At 70.8% G+C, this 16,979-nt stretch carries 16 protein-coding genes and 4 tRNA genes; 15 read left to right on the top strand and 5 right to left on the bottom strand.

The features are described from left to right. Positions 1-10 precede the first annotated feature (10 nt). The 8 genes from AB7F12_RS10980 to AB7F12_RS10945 all read left to right on the top strand — a co-directional run bounded on the left by AB7F12_RS10980 (position 11) and on the right by AB7F12_RS10945 (position 8,824). Positions 11-1,237, top strand: a complete 1,227-nt coding sequence (locus AB7F12_RS10980; RefSeq protein WP_428498263.1) for an FAD-dependent monooxygenase — start codon at positions 11-13, stop codon at positions 1,235-1,237. A 358-nt stretch (positions 1,238-1,595) separates the two neighbouring features. Beyond that, positions 1,596-2,672 carry an acetamidase/formamidase family protein gene (locus AB7F12_RS10975; protein WP_428498264.1) on the top strand — a complete coding sequence of 359 codons (1,077 nt, stop codon included), beginning with the start codon at positions 1,596-1,598 and terminating at the stop codon, positions 2,670-2,672. A gap of 361 nt (positions 2,673-3,033) precedes the next feature. Continuing rightward, positions 3,034-3,597, top strand: a complete 564-nt coding sequence (locus AB7F12_RS10970; RefSeq protein ID WP_428498265.1) for a flavin reductase family protein — start codon at positions 3,034-3,036, stop codon at positions 3,595-3,597. Between the two features lie 116 nt (positions 3,598-3,713). Beyond that, positions 3,714-4,352, top strand: a complete 639-nt coding sequence (locus tag AB7F12_RS10965; protein WP_428498266.1) for an FMN-dependent NADH-azoreductase — start codon at positions 3,714-3,716, stop codon at positions 4,350-4,352. Beyond that, the gene (locus tag AB7F12_RS10960; RefSeq protein WP_428498267.1) at positions 4,349-5,134 is read left to right on the top strand and encodes a YoaK family protein; all 786 of its coding nucleotides are present in this window, start codon (positions 4,349-4,351) and stop codon (positions 5,132-5,134) included. The genes AB7F12_RS10965 and AB7F12_RS10960 overlap by 4 nt, the downstream gene beginning before the upstream one ends. A gap of 154 nt (positions 5,135-5,288) precedes the next feature. Next, positions 5,289-6,344 (top strand): thiamine pyrophosphate-dependent dehydrogenase E1 component subunit alpha, encoded by a 1,056-nt coding sequence (locus AB7F12_RS10955; protein WP_428498268.1) that lies wholly within the window; start codon positions 5,289-5,291, stop codon positions 6,342-6,344. Positions 6,345-6,467: 123 nt separating this feature from the next. Then, the gene (locus AB7F12_RS10950) at positions 6,468-7,451 is read left to right on the top strand and encodes an alpha-ketoacid dehydrogenase subunit beta (RefSeq protein WP_428498269.1); all 984 of its coding nucleotides are present in this window, start codon (positions 6,468-6,470) and stop codon (positions 7,449-7,451) included. An 11-nt stretch (positions 7,452-7,462) separates the two neighbouring features. After that, complete coding sequence (locus tag AB7F12_RS10945; protein WP_428498294.1) at positions 7,463-8,824, top strand: dihydrolipoamide acetyltransferase family protein; 1,362 nt, start codon at positions 7,463-7,465, stop codon at positions 8,822-8,824. Between the two features lie 5 nt (positions 8,825-8,829). Here AB7F12_RS10945 and AB7F12_RS10940 read toward each other — a convergent pair whose 3' ends face one another. Next, positions 8,830-9,348 (bottom strand): Lrp/AsnC family transcriptional regulator, encoded by a 519-nt coding sequence (locus AB7F12_RS10940; protein WP_428516835.1) that lies wholly within the window; start codon positions 9,346-9,348, stop codon positions 8,830-8,832. A 111-nt stretch (positions 9,349-9,459) separates the two neighbouring features. Between AB7F12_RS10940 and AB7F12_RS10935 the strand changes: the two genes are divergently transcribed. Then, positions 9,460-10,605 carry a Glu/Leu/Phe/Val dehydrogenase dimerization domain-containing protein gene (locus AB7F12_RS10935; RefSeq protein ID WP_428498271.1) on the top strand — a complete coding sequence of 382 codons (1,146 nt, stop codon included), beginning with the start codon at positions 9,460-9,462 and terminating at the stop codon, positions 10,603-10,605. A gap of 136 nt (positions 10,606-10,741) precedes the next feature. Further along, on the top strand, positions 10,742-12,124 hold the full coding sequence (lpdA, locus tag AB7F12_RS10930; RefSeq protein WP_428498272.1) for a dihydrolipoyl dehydrogenase: 1,383 nt from the start codon (positions 10,742-10,744) through the stop codon (positions 12,122-12,124). A 231-nt stretch (positions 12,125-12,355) separates the two neighbouring features. Here lpdA and AB7F12_RS10925 read toward each other — a convergent pair. The 4 genes from AB7F12_RS10925 to AB7F12_RS10910 form a co-directional block, all read right to left on the bottom strand. Then, a tRNA-Val gene (locus AB7F12_RS10925) sits at positions 12,356-12,427 on the bottom strand. A 21-nt stretch (positions 12,428-12,448) separates the two neighbouring features. Continuing rightward, on the bottom strand, positions 12,449-12,817 hold the full coding sequence (locus tag AB7F12_RS10920) for a TIGR02611 family protein (RefSeq protein WP_428516843.1): 369 nt from the start codon (positions 12,815-12,817) through the stop codon (positions 12,449-12,451). A 56-nt stretch (positions 12,818-12,873) separates the two neighbouring features. Beyond that, positions 12,874-13,758 carry an anti-sigma factor domain-containing protein gene (locus tag AB7F12_RS10915; RefSeq protein ID WP_428498273.1) on the bottom strand — a complete coding sequence of 295 codons (885 nt, stop codon included), beginning with the start codon at positions 13,756-13,758 and terminating at the stop codon, positions 12,874-12,876. Continuing rightward, a complete protein-coding gene (locus tag AB7F12_RS10910) occupies positions 13,755-14,423 on the bottom strand; it encodes an RNA polymerase sigma factor (RefSeq protein ID WP_428498274.1) in 669 nt (222 codons plus the stop codon). The genes AB7F12_RS10915 and AB7F12_RS10910 overlap by 4 nt, the downstream gene beginning before the upstream one ends. A 243-nt stretch (positions 14,424-14,666) precedes the next feature. On the opposite strand from AB7F12_RS10910, the gene AB7F12_RS10905 reads away from it, so the two are divergent. The 5 genes from AB7F12_RS10905 (at position 14,667) to AB7F12_RS10885 (ending at position 16,975) form a co-directional block, all read left to right on the top strand. Continuing rightward, positions 14,667-15,083 (top strand): SsgA family sporulation/cell division regulator, encoded by a 417-nt coding sequence (locus AB7F12_RS10905; RefSeq protein WP_428498275.1) that lies wholly within the window; start codon positions 14,667-14,669, stop codon positions 15,081-15,083. Positions 15,084-15,185: 102 nt separating this feature from the next. Beyond that, positions 15,186-15,258, top strand: a tRNA-Gly gene (locus tag AB7F12_RS10900). Positions 15,259-15,324: 66 nt separating this feature from the next. After that, positions 15,325-15,396 (top strand) — tRNA-Cys (locus AB7F12_RS10895). 1 nt (position 15,397) lies between these two features. Then, positions 15,398-15,469: transfer RNA gene (locus tag AB7F12_RS10890), tRNA-Val, on the top strand. Between the two features lie 258 nt (positions 15,470-15,727). Next, entirely contained in the window at positions 15,728-16,975 is a 1,248-nt protein-coding gene (locus tag AB7F12_RS10885) for a serine hydrolase domain-containing protein (protein WP_428498276.1), read from the top strand. The last annotated feature ends 4 nt before the right edge of the window (positions 16,976-16,979 follow it).

The raw sequence follows: 16,979 nt of genomic DNA, 5'->3' as shown, positions 1-16,979 counted from the left end.
GGTGGAGAAGATGAAGGTCATCATCGCTGGTGGAGGCATCGGCGGCGTGTGCGCTGCGCACGCGCTGATCGCCCGAGGCATCGATGTCACGGTGTACGAGAAGGCAGGTGACAGCCGTGAGGTCGGTGCCGCCTTGATGCTGACGCCGAACTCGACCCGTCTGCTCGCGCACATCGGTCTGCTCGAACGGTTGCGGTCGATCGGTGTCCAGACCCGCGCCGCGGTCCGACGCAGCGCGCTCGACATGTCGCTCAAGTACGGGATGACTCTGGGCGTGGAGGCGGAGGAGCTGTTCGGAGCGCCGCTGCTGCACCTGCACCGCGGCGAGCTGCTGGGGACGCTCTCCGACGCTCTGCCTCCAGGCGTGCTCCACCTCAACCGCCGGGTGGTCGGGTTCGGGCAGGATGCAGAGGGCGTCCGACTGGAACTCGAGGGCGGCGAGACGGTCGTCGCAGATCTGCTCGTCGCGGCCGACGGCAGCCAGTCCCGCATCAGGAGTGCACTCTTCGCCCCCGCGGAGCGGGTGTTCCGCAAGGGCTGGTCGCATCGTGCGCTGATCCCGCGGGACTCCAGTCCGCTGGCGCGCGAGTTCGCGGACGCGGCCACTCTCACGTTCTTCGGCGACGCGCAGGCCGTCGGGTTCATCTCGTTCGCCGGACCGCACTTCCTCAACACGATCGTGGGCACGCCGGGTTGGGACCTCGACCTGCCGGACGGACGCACCAACGTTCCCGTCACCCATGAGGAGGTCATGGGCTTCATCCAGGATTGGGACCCTCGCCTTCAGGACTTGCTGAGCCATGCCGGTCAGTTCGTTCGCTGGCCGATGTACGACACCGAGCCACTCGACACCTGGAGCAGAGGACGGGTCACCCTCCTCGGAGATGCCGCGCACGCGATGCTCCCGACGTACGGCCAGGGCGCGTCGCAGACGATCGAGGACGGATTCGCCCTGGCGCACGCCCTCGCCGTACACGGCGACAGCGTGGGCGACGCGCTGGCGCAGTACGAAGCCGTGCGCATCCCGCGCACGCGAGAGATCCAGATCGGCGCGCGCCGACTGTCGGGAACCGGCCGGCGCACCGACGGCGACCTCGTCATGGCGGCCCAGCCGATGCAGCCTCCGGGCGATGGCCGGTTCGTGAGCGGTGTCGGCCTCGGGCTTCCCCCCGATCCCGCCGCAATCTACCGCTACGACCTGCACGCGGTCCTGAACGGCTCGCAGAGCCCGACATGAGACGTGGCGCCGGCCGGGCGTCGGGTCCGAGCCCTTTGGCCGTGGAGGCGGGTGAGGAGGCGCCTGCACGAGTAGACGCTCACTCGTCGACGTTCGGGGTCCTGCCCCTCGACGATCGCTCGCCGCGACGACGTCGACCGCCCCACACCCTCGCGTTCGACCGAGCCGCCCTATGCGATCGATCGCATCGACGAATCCATGACAACACCGGCCCTGCCGCAGCCACCGACGAGGCCGTCGGCCGCGCGAACCCGACGCTGCCGGGCCTGCCGGGCCCGACCCCGGCCGCCACCCCCGCCCACCGCCGTGTGGGTCCTGCACGGGCCGGCTCGTGCTCGGCCCGTGAAAGGAACCCCCGATGACCGCCGAGACGGTCGCCCGCACTCACCGGCTCGAGGCACGCCCGGACACCGTGTTCTGGGGCAGGCTCCCGTGCGCCGACGACCCACCGATCCTCACCGTGGCCGCTGGTGATCGGATCGTCGTGGACACGGTGAGCCACGAGGGCATCCTCGAGGACCAAGGACGCGACCCGGTCCGCTACTTCAGGGAGTTCGGAGTCCCGCCGGAGTCCGTCCTCACCGACGCCCAGGCCGTCGCCGCAGAGGTACCCCACACCGCTACGGACGGCCCGCACGTGGTGGTCGGTCCGATCGGCGTCGCCGGGGCGGAGATCGGTGACTCGCTCGCGATCCGGATCGAGTCGCTGGCCCGGCGGGCCGACTACGGGATCGTGTCGAACCGGCACCGCAAAGGAGCGCTGCCCGACGTCTTCCCCCTGCACGGTGCGGCGCTGACCAGCGTCTTCGTCACCGTCGAGGAGGAACACGGGGTGATTCCGGTGCGCCGTGAGACCGCCGCACCGCGCGTCCGTTTCCCGCTGGCGCCGTTCCTCGGCACCATCGGCGTCGCGTCCGCCGGGCGCGAGCGCCTGCATTCGACTCCACCGGGTGCACACGGCGGCAACCTCGACATCAGCCTGCTCCGCCCCGGCTGCACGCTCTACCTGCCGGTCCAGGTCCCTGGTGGCAACCTCTACCTCGGCGATCCGCACTACGCCCAGGGCAACGGCGAGGTCGCCCTCACTGCGTTCGAGGCGCCGCTCCAGGCGGAGATCACGGTCGACGTACTGCCCGCGGAGCACGTCCGACTCCTGCTCGGCGACTGCAGCGGTCCGGTCGTGCGCACGCCGGACTTCCTGGTCACGACCGGTCTCGACCCCGATCTCGACATGGCCGTCCGACACAGCGTGCAGAACGCGATCCACGTGCTGGGCGCATCCTTCGGGATGGCCCCGGACCTCGCCTACGCCTACCTCAGCGCCGCCGTGGACTTCGACATCTCGCAGGTGGTCGACATTGTGAAGGGAGTGCACTCCCGCATCCGCCTCGCCGACTTCGCCGACGTCCCTGCACCTCACGGGCTGCGATGGTGAAGCCGCCCTCCCCGACCGAGCCGGAAGCGATGAGGGTCTTGCCGAGCATGCCTACGCCCGACCTCCACAGCACCATCCACGACCGCGACGGGAGGACTGCAGACCCTGGACGACTCCGGTCTGGTCGCTACCGGACCGACGTCCCCAGCGCCGGCGTCGCGCGGTGCGCAGGCGTCAGCCGCTCCGGCGCGATCGGTGGACCCGTTGCCGGCGGTCTGCTCGTCGCCGTGGGCCCCGGACTGAACTCGATCTCCTCCATGCCGGCGGCCATCGCCGTGTTCGGCGCCCTGCTCGTTCCCTCCGCGGCTTCTCGAACGGCGAAGTTCGCCGCCGCTGCGCCTGCCCTGGACGCGAGGCCGCGGTGACGGCGGAGCAGACGGCTCACCAGGCGGGGACGGACGAGTTCGGCCGGGGTGTGCTCGCGCTCGCCCCGGCTGTCGCCGGATCTCCTCAGGTGCGCACCGTGTTCGGGCGCTACGCGGCGAGCGTCGGTGCGATCTGCGCCCTGATCGACGGGACTCCGGTGGGCCTGGTGGCAACCTCGCTGGCCGTGGGTGCCTCCTACGACCCGCCGATGGTCACCTTCTCCTGCCGCAAGGAGTCGAGGACGTGGCCGGTGCTGCGCTCGGCGCCACGCATCGGGGTCTCCGTGCTCGGCGAGGGACAAGCTGCGGCCTGCGCTCAGATCGCGGGGCCTGCGACCGCCCGGTTCCGCGGCATCGACCTGCACGGGACTGCCGAGGGCGCACTCTTCGTCAGGAACGCGATGACGTGGCTGGACTGCCGGATCGCCGCCGAGGTGGAGGTCGGCGACCACGTCGTCGTCGTGCTGGAACTCGTGGAGGCCGGGCACGACCGGGCGACCAACCCCCTGATCTTCCTCGACGGGGAGTTCCCCACCCTGCGCCGGGCCGCGGCGCCGTGACGCACGGGCCCCAGCCCCACGGCTGTTGCTCGGGCGAACCGCCGGTGCCCTGCACCACCTGCCGAACGCCCCAGACGTGAACACCCAACCCACCAGCCCCGAGGAGATCATCAGCGATGTCCGTCCTGCGCATCGACACCAGCATCCAGGGCCCGCGCTCGGCCAGCAGCGCGCTCGCCGACGTCGCCGAGGCCGAGTGGTCGGCCGTCCGCCCCACGACCACGTTCGTCCGCCGCCACCTGGGCGCCGAGCCGTTGCCCGCAGACGCCTGGGCCGCCGCGATCACCGGCGGGCCGCTCCCTGAGGAGCAGCGCACACCTGCCCAGCGGGACGCCATCGCTCTGGCCCGCACCCTGGCCGACGAGATGCGCCACGCCGACGCCGCGATCCTCGCTCTGCCGCTCTACAACTGGGGCGTCTCCCAGCACGCCAAGACCTGGATCGACCTGACCATCGCCGGCGCGGAGAAGGGCGAGCGACTGCTGGAGGGCAAGCCTGCCATCGTGCTCACCACCCGCGGCGGGGGTTACGGGCCCGGCACCCCTCGTGAGGGCTGGGACCACAACACCGCGTTCCTGCGCCGCATCGTCGCGGACGTCTGGGGCGCCGAGCTCACCCTGATCGAGCGCGAGCTCACCCTGGCTCGCGTCAACCCCGCCATGGAGGCGTTGCTGGAGACCGCCGAGCTGATGAGGAAGGCCGCGCACGAGGCGGCCTCGCACGCCGGCCGTGCCGCGGCATCGTCAGCGCGGTGAGCGGGTGGGATCGTCGTCCAGGGTGCGCCGCGCTGCCGAGCGCCGACCGGGTGCAACCCACCGCGGTTCCCACTGGTGCGCCGGCGCGTGAACGCGCCCGGATCGTCCTGCTGCTGAGCCTCACCTTCGTCACGGGGGTGGTCGACGTGGTGAGCTACGTCGGTCTGGACCACGTGTTCGTCGCCAACATGACGGGCAACGTCGTGCTCCTCGGCGCCGTCGTCACCGCCCAGGGCTCGGTACCGATCGTGTCCGTCGCGGCCGCGTTCGCCGCCTTCGTGCTCGGCGCTGCCGTGGCGGGCAGGGTCAGCAACGGGCGGGAAGGCAGCGGCGCACCCGCGGCGATACTGCTCGGGGCCTCGACGGTGCTCCTGGCTGGTAGCGGCGCACTCCTCGATGTCGCCCCGCTCTCGCCGCTCGTGCCCGCCGTGCCTATGGGAGCGCTTGCGCTCGCGATGGGCCTGCAAGGCGGGTGGGCCCGAGCGCACGCCGCTGCGGACCTGCCCACCGTCGTGGTCACCTCGACGCTCGTCGGCCTCGCCTTCCAGTCCGCGCTGGGCACCGGGGAGCACCAGCGGTGGCGCCGTCGCGCGGCCGCGGTCACGTTGTTGGTGCTCGGCGGACTGGCCGGCGGGCTCCTGCTCCGTGTCGGGCCGGGCCTCGCCCTGGGATTGTGCGCCGGCATCACCGCCGCTGTGGCCGTGGTGTCCTGGCGCGTGGAGCGCTGCACCACGACCAACCCCACCGAACCGCGCATCCGACCGCAACACTCGAACAAATGACTGATATCTGCGCTTGTGTTCGGTCAACCGTTCGTTCTTCTTGCTGATCTTGTTACACTCGATCGCATCCGCCTACCAAGGCGGTTGCCCTCCACGGTCACGACCGCCTCACCAGGCAGCCGCGCACCGGTGGAGCCACTGGTGGAGGAACCGCATGAAACCCGTGCAGCTGCTCGACCCCGAGGGACACCTGCGTGAGGATCCGCAGTGGCCCCTGGACGTCACCCCCGAGCTGGCCCGCGACCTGTACCGGCGGATGCGCATCGCCCGCCGATTCGACGACGAGGCCCTCGCCCTCCAGCGGCAGGGCGAGCTCGGTCTCTGGCTGCAGTCGTTGGGCCAGGAGGCTGCGCAGGTCGGATCGATCACCGCGCTCCGCGCCGACGACCACGTCTTCCCCAGCTATCGGGAACACGCCGCCGCTCTGTGTCGTGGGATCACCCCCGCCGAGCTCCTCGTGCAGTGGCGGGGCAACAGCCACAGCGGATGGGACCCCGCCGACCACCGCTTCCACATCTACACGCTCGTCCTCGCAGCTCAGCTCCCCCACGCGACCGGATATGCGATGGGTGTGCAGCGCGATGGCTCGGACGAGATCGTCGCCGTGTACTTCGGCGACGGATCCAGCAGTCAGGGGGAAGCCAGTGAGGCCCTGAACTGGGCCGCCGTGGCCGAGGTGCCACTGCTGTTCTTCTGCCAGAACAACCAATGGGCGATCTCCACACCGACCGTCGCACAGATGAGAGCTCCGCTGCACCAACGAGCATCGGGGTTCGGACTCGACGCACATCTCGTCGACGGCAACGACGTCTTCGCCGTGCACGCGGTCACCCGTGCTGTCGCCGACCAGATCCGCTCGGGGGCTGGACCCGCCCTGATCGAGGCCGTGACCTACCGGATGGCCGGCCACAGCACCTCGGACGACCCCACCCGGTACCGGACGTCCAGCGAGCTGGACAGCTGGCGGGGCAAGGACCCGATCGCGCGTCTCGAGCTGTTCCTGACCCGCGAAGGCTGGTTCGACGAGGAGTACCGCTCCGAGCTCGACGCCGAATGCGACGTCCTGGCCGTCGAGACGCGTCGCGTCTGCCGTGAACTGCCTCTCGGGGACATCGCATCGCTGTTCGGCACGGTGCTGGCCGAGGAGAGCTCGGCGCTGGCCGAGGAGCGTCGGCGGTACGAGCAGCGGATCGCCTCCTACGTCGACTGACCATCCCCTGGACCCGATCGCCACCGGGTGATCCCCCGAACGACCGGACCTGCCGACGCCACATCGGCGACACCTCACCGGACCCGCCGTCCACCCCCGACGGCACACCTCACGGGAGCGGACATGCCCGTCATCACCCTCTCCAAAGCGATCAACACCGGCCTGCGCCGAGCCCTGGAGGACGACCCGAAGGTCATCGTCATGGGGGAGGACGTCGGCGGGCTCGGCGGCGTCTTCCGCGTCACCGACGGCCTGCAGAAGGACTTCGGCAGCGACCGCGTCATCGACACCCCACTCGCCGAGGCAGGAATCGTCGGCACCGCGATCGGCCTGGCACTGCGTGGTTACCGGCCCGTCTGCGAGATCCAGTTCGACGGGTTCGTCTACCCGGCCTTCTCCCAGATCGTGTCCCAACTGGCCAAGATCCGCGCCCGCAGCAGCGGGAAGCTCGCCGTGCCCGTGGTCATCCGCATACCCGCCGGCGGTGGGATCGGTGCGGTCGAGCACCACAGCGAGTCCAACGAGGCCTACTTCGCCCACACCGCAGGACTGCGGGTCGTGTGCTGTTCGAACCCGCAGGACGGACACTGGATGCTGCGCCAGGCCGTCGCCTGCGAGGACCCCGTCATCTTCTACGAACCCAAGCGCCGCTACTGGTCCAAGGCCGAGGTTGCCGACGCCGCCGACGACGATCGCGTGCTCCCCCTCGACCGCGCCCGGATCGTGCGACCGGGACGGGACCTCACGCTGCTCACCTACGGCGGAATGGTGCAGCCCTGTCTCCAGGCCGCGAACGCCGCCGTCGAGGACGGCCGCGACATAGAGGTGATCGACCTGCGAAGCCTGTCGCCACTGGATCTGGGCACCATCACCCGCTCGGTCGAGAGGACCGGTCGCTGCGTCGTCGCCCACGAGGCACCGACCTTCGCCGGGTTGGGTGCCGAGATCGCGTCTGCCGTGACCCAGAGCTGCTTCTACCACCTCCAGGCCCCGATTCTGCGGGTCGGCGGATTCAACACCCCCTACCCGCCCGCGAAGTTCGAGGACCAGTACCTGCCCGACCTCGACAGCGTCCTGGACGCCGTCGACCGATCCTTCGCCTGGTGAGCACCCCCGACATGAGCGCTCGACAGTTCCGCCTGCCCGACGTCGGTGAAGGTCTGGAGGAGGCCGAGGTCGTCACCTGGCACGTCGCCGTGGGCGACACGGTGACCCACAACCAGGTCCTCGTCGAGATCGAGACCGCCAAGTCCATCGTCGAGCTCCCGTCCCCCTTCGAGGGGACCGTCCTCGCGCTCCTCGTGCCGGAAGGCGAGACCGTCGCCGTCGGGACGCCCATCATCTCGATCGGCGCCGGGTCCGGCTCGACACCCGTCGACGAGCCGGCCGCCGGCCCACCCACTGACGGGGCGCCGACCTCCGCCCCGAACACGACGGCGGCCGAGGCCGGTTCGACGGCCACCGACGACGAACCGGCTCCATCCGTCCTGGTCGGTTACGGCCCGACCGAGTCCAGCGGAACCCGCCGGCGGCGCAAGGCTCCGGCGTCGACCGGCAACGGTGCCGACCCGAGCGGCGGGGTGGCGCCCAGGACTGCGATCAAGGCGAAGCCTCCGGTCCGCAAGCTCGCCAAGGACCTCGGCATCGACCTCGCCGCCGTCAGCCCGTCCGGACCGGACCACACGGTGACCCGCCAGGACGTCCTGGAACAGGCCGAGAACAGCGCGCCGCCGCAGGTCCCCACGATTCCAGCGGCCCCCACAGCGCAGCCGGACGACGCGCGGTCGACCCGCATCCCGGTCAAGGGGGTCCGCAAGGCCATCGCCACCGCCATGGTGAGCAGCGCGTTCACCGCTCCGCACGTGACCGAGTTCGTCACCGTGGACGTGACCCGCTCGGTGAAGCTGGTGGAGAAGCTCAGAGCCGAGCGAGCCTTCGAGGGCTCACGCGTGACGATGCTCCTGCTCGTCGCCCGAGCCCTCCTCGCCGCCGTCCGTGACTTCCCGGAGATCAACGCCCGCTGGGACGGCGACACCGACGAGATCGTCCTGCAGCACCGGGTCAACCTCGGAATCGCCGCAGCGACTCCGCGCGGGCTGATGGTGCCCAACATCAAGGACGCCGGGTCGTTGACCCTTCCGAGGCTCGCCGAAGCGCTGACCGGCCTCGTCCGCACCGCCCGGGACGGGAAGTCGACCCCGGAGGACATGTCCCGAGGCACGATCACGATCACCAACATCGGTGTGTTCGGCGTCGACGCAGGTACGCCCATCCTGAACCCGGGAGAGGCCGCCATCCTGTGCCTCGGAGCCGTCCGCCGGACGCCCTGGGAGCACAAGGGCGAGGTGGCGCTGCGCTGGACCACCCACCTCTCGCTGTCGTTCGACCACCGGCTGGTGGACGGTGAACTCGGCAGCAAGGTCCTCGCCCGCGTCGGGAGAATCCTGGAGAACCCGAAATGGGAACTGCTGCTGAGCTGACCCGGCTACGAGCCGGTCGCCCGGCCGAGTGGACGGTCGTCACCGTCATCCGACGGTGCCGCGGTCAGCGGGGTCGCCGACGACCACGCCTGCAGGATGATCATCGACTCGCTGTGCTGGAAGTCGGCTACCGACCACACGTCGCCGAGCAGGATCTCGCGCAGGTGCAGCTGATCGCGGACGAGCAAGGTGAGCAGGAGGTCCCATCGCCCGGTCACCAGCTGGACCGAGCGAACCTCGGAGATGCCGCGCAGCGAGTCCACGGTGTCGCGGACCGGCTTGCCCTGGCGCAGCTGGATCGCCACGACCACCTCCAGACCGTAGCCCAGCGCGGCCGGGTCGACCTCCGCGCGGAACCCGCGGATCGCTCCACTCTTCTGCAGCCGGTCCAGCCGCTCGCCCACCGAGCTCGGCGACATCTGGATCGCCCGGGCCAGCGCACGATTCGACAGCCGAGGGTTGTCGAGCAGCAGCTCGAGCATCCTGCGATCCGTCGCGTCGACCTCTCTGCCGTCCCGCTCCATGATCGCCCCGTCTCCCCCGTCACCACGCATGACAGGCACGCACAGTAGCGCCCAGCCACGTGACCGGACCGCCACGAGCTACGTCCGGACACCCCGCCGAATGGACACATGGTGAACCACACCAGCCTGACGAACACGATGGCCGACCGGGACTTCGAACAGGTCGTCGTGTGCCGCGATCCCGCCACCGGACTTGAGTCGGTGATCGCGGTACACGACACCACCCTCGGCCCGGCGCTCGGCGGCATCCGGATGCGCGCCTACCGGGATCTCGACGCCGCCGTCGCCGACGCCCTGGACCTGGCCGAGGCGATGACCTACAAGGCCGCGCTCGCGGGTCTGGACCTCGGCGGCGGCAAGAGCGTGATCAACGCGGACCCCCGCCGTGTCGACCGGGAACGCCTGATCGAGGCCCACGCCCGCTACATCGGCACCTTGGGCGGCCGCTACATCCCCGCGGTGGACATGGGCACCACCGTGCACGACCTCGACATCGTCGGCCGGCACGTGACGCCGGTGTCCGGTCGACGTCGAGATCCGTCCGTCTTCACGGCGCAGGGAGTCGTCGCGGCCATCAGGGCAGCAGTGACGCTGCGGGACGGATCCACGCTCAGCGGTGTCCGCGTCGCCGTGCAGGGTGTCGGACACGTGGGCAGGCAAGTCGTCGCCCTGCTCGCCCAGGAGGGCGTCGAGCCGTACGCAGCCGATGTCGACCCGGCACGGCTCGACGAGGTCTGCCGCGAGTTCGGAGCCACCCCGGTCGACGTCGAGGACATCCTCGCCGCCGACGTCGACGTCATCGCGCCCTGCGCCGCAGGCGGAGTGCTCGACGAACGTGCTCTCGACCGGCTCAAAGCCCGCTACGTCGTCGGTGCCGCGAACAACCTGCTCGCCCACGACGCGATGCCCACCCGGCTCACCGAGCGCGGCATCGTCCACGTCCCCGACTTCGTCGCCAACGCCGGCGGTCTGATCGCCTGCGAGGCGGAGGTCCGCGGCGACGACAGCAGCCTGTCAGCCGACGTGGAAGCCATCGGGCACACCACGAGGGCTGTTCTCGACCGAGCACTGCAGACGGGCGCGGACACCGTGACCGTCGCCATCGACCTCGCCCGGTCCCGGATCGACGCCCGGCGAGGGGCACGACCGTTCTTCCGCGACCGACGACGCGGTTCTGCCATGCCCATCGTGACGACGCCCCCCACGAGGGAGCCCCTCCTCCCCCGCACGCCGCAGGCCGCCGGGGGCCCGCAGTGACCATCCACGGGCTCGGTCGTCCCGGACCCGGCCACCTCGCCGGCTGTGCCGCCGTCGGTCTCACCCGCCGGGGCGGTCTGCTTCTCGGCGGGTGGTCGCGCACGACGGAGTGCCGGCCGCTCCAGGGGGCGACGGCATGACCGAGCAGCACGCCGACCTGGTGATCCTCGGCGGTGGCTCCGGCGGCTACGCCTGCGCGCTCCGCGCCGCCGAACTCGGCAGGTCCGTCGTCCTCATCGAGAAGGACGAGCTCGGTGGCACCTGCCTCCATCGCGGGTGCATCCCGACCAAGGCCCTGCTCCACGTGGCAGAGGTCGCCGACCATGCCCGACACGGCGCCGGCATCGGGGTCCGCTCGGAGCTGACGGGCATCGACATGGCGGCCGTGAACGCCTACAAGGACGCCGTCGTCGGGAGACTCCACAAGGGACTGCAGGGGCTGGTGGCCTCTCGAAAGATCACCCTCGTCGAGGGCAGGGGAACCGTCGTGGGCCCCCGCACGGTCGAGGTCGGCGGCGACCGCCACACCGGCACACACCTCGTCCTGGCCACCGGGTCGTATCCCAAGACCGTCCCCGGCCTCGACGTCGCCGGTCGCGTGATCACCTCCGACCAGGCGCTGAGCCTCGATCGGGTGCCCGACCGGGCGGTGGTGCTCGGCGGCGGGGTCATCGGCGTGGAGTTCGCGTCGGTCTGGGCGTCCTTCGGCACCGAGGTCACCATCGTCGAAGCCCTCCCCCGGCTCGTCCCCAACGAGGACGCCTTCATCTCGACCGCGCTGGAGCGCGCCTTTCGCAAGCGGAGGATCACGGCGCGAACCGGTGCCCGGTTCGCCGGTGTCCGGCAGACCGGGCACGGGGTCACGGTGACGCTGGAGTCCGGTGAGGAACTCGACGCCGACCTGCTCCTGGTCGCCGTCGGCCGCGGCCCCAGCACGACGGGTCACGGCTTCGCGGAGGCCGGCGTGGCCATGGAGCGGGGGTTCGTGACCGTGGACGAACGCCTGCGCACCAGCGTCGAGGGCGTCTACGCCGTGGGCGACATCGTCGCGGGCCTCCAACTCGCCCACCGCGGCTTCGCACACGGGATATTCGTCGCCGAACACATCGCCGGCCTCGATCCGCAGCCTCTGGTCGAGACCGAGATACCCCGGGTGACCTACAGCGACCCCGAGATCGCATCCGTGGGGCTGACCGAGGAGCAGGCGAAGCAGCGCCACGGCGAGGTCCAGACGATCACCTACGATCTCGGCGGCAACGGCAGGTCCCAGATCCTGCAGACGGCCGGAGCGGTCAAACTGGTGAAGGCCGGACCGAAGGGCACCCCGGGACCCGTCGTCGGCGTGCACATGGTCGGCGCTCGAGTCGGAGAACTCGTCGGCGAGGCCCAGCTCATCGTGAACTGGGAGGCACACGCCGATGACGTCGCGCCGCTGATCCACGCCCATCCGACGCAGAACGAGGCGCTCGGCGAGGCGCACCTCGCCCTCGCCGGCAAGCCGCTCCACACCCACGGCTGAGCGCACCCGGGCGGCCGTCGCCCGCCCGGGAGCGAGGGCCTCGGACTGCTACAGGTCGCGCGGGATCAGCCTCACGGTGTCGCGCGTGGTGCGCGAATGCACTCGCGCTCAACCGCCCCTCGTCCGGCAGCGCGTACGCGACGCTCCCACATGCTCCGGCCGCCACCCCGGAAACGACGAACGGCCTGGTCCCAGGGCTCGTGATGAGCCTCTGACCAGGCCGTTCGGCTGTGGGCGATACTGGGATCGAACCAGTGACCTCTTCGGTGTGAACGAAGCGCTCTCCCCCTGAGCTAATCGCCCGCTGCCGTCGCCAACCCTACATCACCCGAAGATCGGGCTCCTCAGCCAGGTCCAGTGTTCCAGCCCGACCCAGCCGGCGACCAGCGCGAACGCGTTCAGCAGCCACAGTGTGCCGACGACGATCGCCGCCGTGGCGAGGACCACCAGGCTCTTGACCGCCCAGTGCTGCCGGCCGAGCCAGTCGGTCCAGGCGTCGTACTTGCCCCGGGCGTACCCGAGGACGCGCTTGGCCCAGGTGAACTCGGTGGAGAGGATCGCGAGGCCGGCGAAGACGATCAGCCAGCCGGGGCCGGGGTACGGGATGGCGATGATCCCGGCGGCGAGGACGGCGGTGCCGACGACGCCGACGCCGATCTTCCAGGCCCGGCGCCAGGTGGGCCGTTCCTCGATCCGCGCTCGGAACGCGGCGAGTCCCGTCGGCTCTTCGCGTTCGTCGGTCTTCTCGCTCAGATCTCCACCTGCCCGGTCGCGACCACTTTCGTAGGGACGGCGGGGAGGTCCCTGCCGGGTTCGAGCGAGATCGCGTACCAGCCGTAGTCCCCCGTCGCCGTGCCCGATCCTATGTCGTGCGGTCCGGTTTGTGTGGATGCGACGTCGAAGGTGCCGAGCGGGCGGGGGTCTCCGTCACCCATCCCCCAGAGGACGTAGGTGTCGTCGGCCGCCGAGTTGGCGGGCAGGCCGACGGTGACGACGGCCCGGGTGGCGCCGTCGACCATGACCGCGGCGACCGGCGACCGGCCGGGTTCGGCGGCGAGCCACGCGTGCCGGACGCCGGGCCGGTCGAACCGGGCGACCATGTCGATGATCGTCTGGGTCTGCTGGATCTGGGCGTCCCGCTGGTTCTGCAGCTGGACGGTGCGGGCGGCGAGTCCGCCGACGCCGGCGGCGACGATCAGGGCGAGGGCGGCCGCGACGAGGGTGCGGGTGCGTCGGCGGGGGGCGCGGTGAGCGGCCGGCGGCCGTGACGGGCCACCGGGGCGCGCGGGTGCGGGACCGCGCCCGGCCGCGGCGGGCGCAGCCGGTGCGGGTGGTGCGGGCGGCGCAGGTGGTGCGGGCGGGGCGGGCGCCGGGTCGACGGATGGTGCGACCTGCGGGGTGCGGGCGGCGGTGTCGAGGATCGCGTCGCGCAGCCGGGGCGGCGGGTCGACCTGGTCGACCGAGCTGCCGAGGCTCGACAGGACGGCTTCGGCGTCGCCGGCTGCGGCGGTGCAGTCGGGGCAGCCGGGCAGGTGCGCGAGGGCTTCGAGCTCCTCGTCGGGCTCGAGGGTGTGCAGGACGAGGCCGACGGCCTGCTCGACGCGCGGGCAGCCCGGCCGGGGCGGACGGGTCACCGCGCACCTCCGGTCAGGTCGCCGGGCACGTCACCGAACACGGGTCCCAGTTTGCCGCGCAGTTTCTGGATGCCGGTGAACATGCGCGACTTGACGGTGCCGAGGGGCACACCGACGAGGGCGGCGACCTCGCGCTGGGTGTAGCCGCCGAAGTAGGCGAGGGCGAGGGCTTCGCGCTGTTCGTCGGGGAGGGCGCCGAGGGCGTCGCGGACCTGCCCGGCGACGACGGCGCCGAGGGCGGCCTGGTCGGCTCCGGGTCCGGCGGGGGCGGATCGGTCGTCGGCGTCGTCGCCCGCGGGCACGGTGCGGCGACGGACGGCGCTCTCGCGCCGGACGGCGTCGACGGACTTGTGGTGGACCAGCGTCATCAGCCATGAGCCGAACGCGCCCCGCAGGGGGTCGAAGCGGGCGGGATCGCGCCAGACGGCGATGAACACCTCCTGCACGACGTCCTCGGCGATCCCCTCGTCGGCGCAGATCCGGCGGGCGAGGGAGTACGCGGCCCGGCCGTAGCGGTCGTAGAGCGCGGCGAGGGCGGTGGAGTCGCCGCCGGTCATGCGGCGGACGAGGACGTCGTCGGCCGGTTCACCCAGGACGCGTGCGGCGTCGTCGCGCGTGCGGCCGCGCCGACCCGACGTGCCGTGCTCGCCGGTCGGGTCGGCCACCAGGGTGTTCCTCACGCTCGTAGTTCGCACCGTCCCCGGTGCGCGGTTCACCCTATGTCGCCGAGTCGTGCACCGCGCGGCGAATCGTGCAGGTCGGGGCGTTGCCGGAGACCCCGGGGCACTCACCCGGGTGGATTTCGCCGATCTTTCGGGCGGACTCGCCGCAGTCGACCCGTCACATCTTCGCGGGACGCTCGTTTTTGTGCATGACGGACCACGCGGGACCCCAGGAAGAGGAGCACGATGCGCGACGTAACCAACATCATCTGCAAGCAGACGGTGTTCGAGCTGATCGCTCCCGACTCGACGGTGTCGGTGAACGTCGAGCTGACCTACTCGTTCAAGGACCCGTTCGCGGTCGAGGCGTCGTTCCGGACGGGCAATGCGCAGCCGGTCGTGTGGGTGTTCGCGCGGGAGCTGCTCGCCGACGGCCTGTCGGAGGCGTCGGGCGACGGTGACGTGACGGTGGCCCCGATCGAGCGGGACCAGGTCGAGCTGGTCCTCACCTCCCCGTCGGGCCATGCGCGGTTCCACGCCTCGGCGTCGGTGCTGTCGGACTTCCTGGAGCACACCTACGCCGCCGTCCCGCCGGGCGCCGAGTACTCGTGGCTCGACTTCGACGCGGCGCTCACCGACCTCCTCGAGAAGACCATGGACTGATTCTGCAGATCAGGGGCCGCACGCAGGTCCTGGAGGGGGGTGCTTGCACCGGCCCTCCAGGCTTGCGCTAATGTTTCCCCATCGCACCGACACGGTGCACATGCGGACGTAGCGCAGCTGGTAGCGCATCACCTTGCCAAGGTGAGGGTCGCGGGTTCGAATCCCGTCGTCCGCTCGGAGGAACCTCGAGTCAACTTCTGGACCTCCAGGTCTCGAACCGCCGGAGCGATCCGGAGGATCGGGCGGAGTGGCCGAGTGGCTTAGGCAAGGGCCTGCAAAGCCCTGTACGCGGGTTCGATTCCCGCCTCCGCCTCGGGCGATTAGCTCAGTGGGAGAGCGCTTCCTTGACACGGAAGAGGTCACAAGTTCAATCCTTGTATCGCCCACAAGGTCAAGGCCCCGTCCGCGCTGCGGACGGGGCCTTGTTCATGTCCGGGTGTCCACGCCCCGCGGGTCGATCGCGATGGCACGACCGGGCGCCGTCACACACCGTCCGCAGCCGGGGACGGACAGCAAACGTGTATGCCGACAGGCCGGTCCGAGGGCCACAATGGACCAATCGGCGCTTATGCGACTCCTCTCGGGGCGGTAGACCGTAGGCGGTGTCCCTCTGCGGGTCGCCTCCGGCGCCGAGGGAGCAGGACATGAGCCGATCGTGGATTCGGTACCTCGGGGCGGTGGGCCTCACGCTCGTGCTGATCGCGGCGGGCGCCGCGCCGGCCGCAGCCACCACGTCGTCGAAGGGTGGCCACGGCGCCGGGAGGTCCCTCGACCGGGCGACGCTGGCGGAGGTACAGCGCATCATCGCCCGGTTCCAGGACACCAACCACACCCCCGGTGTCCTGGTCGGGATCTGGAGTCCGAAGGGGAACTTCGTCAGCGCGACGGGCGTCGCCGACCTGAGGACGGGGGCGCCGCTCACCCCTGACATGCAGTTCAAGATCGCCAGCCAGACGAAGGCCTTCACGGGCAACCTCATCCTGCAGCTCGTCGGAGAGGGGCGTGTCGCGCTCGACGACCGCATCTCGAAGTGGGTGGCCGGGGTGCCAGGCGGTGACCGCATCACGATCCGTCAGCTCCTGACCATGACCAGCGGCCTGAGCACCGGCTTCCTGGTCCAGGAGGCGAACGTGAACAAGCTGGCCACCGGATGCACCGAAGAGGAGGTGCTCGCGGCCGGTGCGGCGGAACCGCCCGTCGCGGCGCCGGGTGAGATGTGGTCCTACAGCAACTACGGCTACGACCTGCTGGGGCGGGTCGTGGAACTGACCACCGGTCTGGACATCAGCACGGCGATCCAGCAGCGCATCGCCGAACCCCTCGGGCTGCACCGCACCTTCCTGCCCAGGTCGGGCAACGGTCTGACCAAGCCCTTCACCCACGGGTACGGGACCGGTGGCGTCCTGTCCGCCGTGGCGCCGGGTGTCGCGTCCGACGACGTCACCGCCCTGCACCAGTCCTGCGTCGGGGCGTCGGGCGGCATGGTCTCCACGCTCTCGGATCTGCAGGTCTGGTCACGGGCCCTGGCGACCGGCGCGCTGCTGGAGCCGAAGGTGTGGCGCGAGGCGACGAAGGACCCGATCCCGTACGTCTTCTCCGACGGCTACAACAGCACCGGTCGCTGGTTCCAGGGGTTGGGCTTCGTCAAGTCCGGCCCGTTCATCGGCAAGGAAGGCAGCTTCCCCGGGTACGAGTCGATCACCATGTACTCGCCGTCCCGACGAACGACGATCCAGGTCGTCGCCACGAAGCAGCCCAACGGCATCACCCCCACGCTGATGTTCCAGGCCCTGGCGATGGCGCTCTACGGTCCGAACCTCGGTTTCGGGCTGACTCCGGAACAGGCTCTCACTCCCAGCTACACGGGCCTGCCGCCGGTCGCGGGGCCCTGAGGGC

The sequence above is a fragment of the Pseudonocardia sp. genome (assembly GCF_050250275.1).
GTDB lineage: Bacteria > Actinomycetota > Actinomycetes > Mycobacteriales > Pseudonocardiaceae > Pseudonocardia.
The sequence above is the reverse complement of the archived record's forward strand: the minus strand, read 5'-3'. Positions and strand labels throughout refer to the sequence as shown.

What these genes read in the sequence shown, in the direction of transcription:
- AB7F12_RS10980 (WP_428498263.1), top strand. Translation starts at nt 11, where the DNA reads ATGAAGGTCATCATCGCTGGTGGAGGCATCGGCGGCGTGTGCGCTGCG.
- AB7F12_RS10975 (WP_428498264.1), top strand. Translation starts at nt 1,596, where the DNA reads ATGACCGCCGAGACGGTCGCCCGCACTCACCGGCTCGAGGCACGCCCG.
- AB7F12_RS10965 (WP_428498266.1), top strand. Translation starts at nt 3,714, where the DNA reads ATGTCCGTCCTGCGCATCGACACCAGCATCCAGGGCCCGCGCTCGGCC.
- AB7F12_RS10955 (WP_428498268.1), top strand. Translation starts at nt 5,289, where the DNA reads ATGAAACCCGTGCAGCTGCTCGACCCCGAGGGACACCTGCGTGAGGAT.
- AB7F12_RS10950 (WP_428498269.1), top strand. Translation starts at nt 6,468, where the DNA reads ATGCCCGTCATCACCCTCTCCAAAGCGATCAACACCGGCCTGCGCCGA.
- AB7F12_RS10945 (WP_428498294.1), top strand. Translation starts at nt 7,463, where the DNA reads ATGAGCGCTCGACAGTTCCGCCTGCCCGACGTCGGTGAAGGTCTGGAG.
- AB7F12_RS10940 (WP_428516835.1), bottom strand. Translation starts at nt 9,348, where the DNA reads ATGGAGCGGGACGGCAGAGAGGTCGACGCGACGGATCGCAGGATGCTC.
- lpdA (WP_428498272.1), top strand. Translation starts at nt 10,742, where the DNA reads ATGACCGAGCAGCACGCCGACCTGGTGATCCTCGGCGGTGGCTCCGGC.
- AB7F12_RS10905 (WP_428498275.1), top strand. Translation starts at nt 14,667, where the DNA reads ATGCGCGACGTAACCAACATCATCTGCAAGCAGACGGTGTTCGAGCTG.
- AB7F12_RS10885 (WP_428498276.1), top strand. Translation starts at nt 15,728, where the DNA reads ATGAGCCGATCGTGGATTCGGTACCTCGGGGCGGTGGGCCTCACGCTC.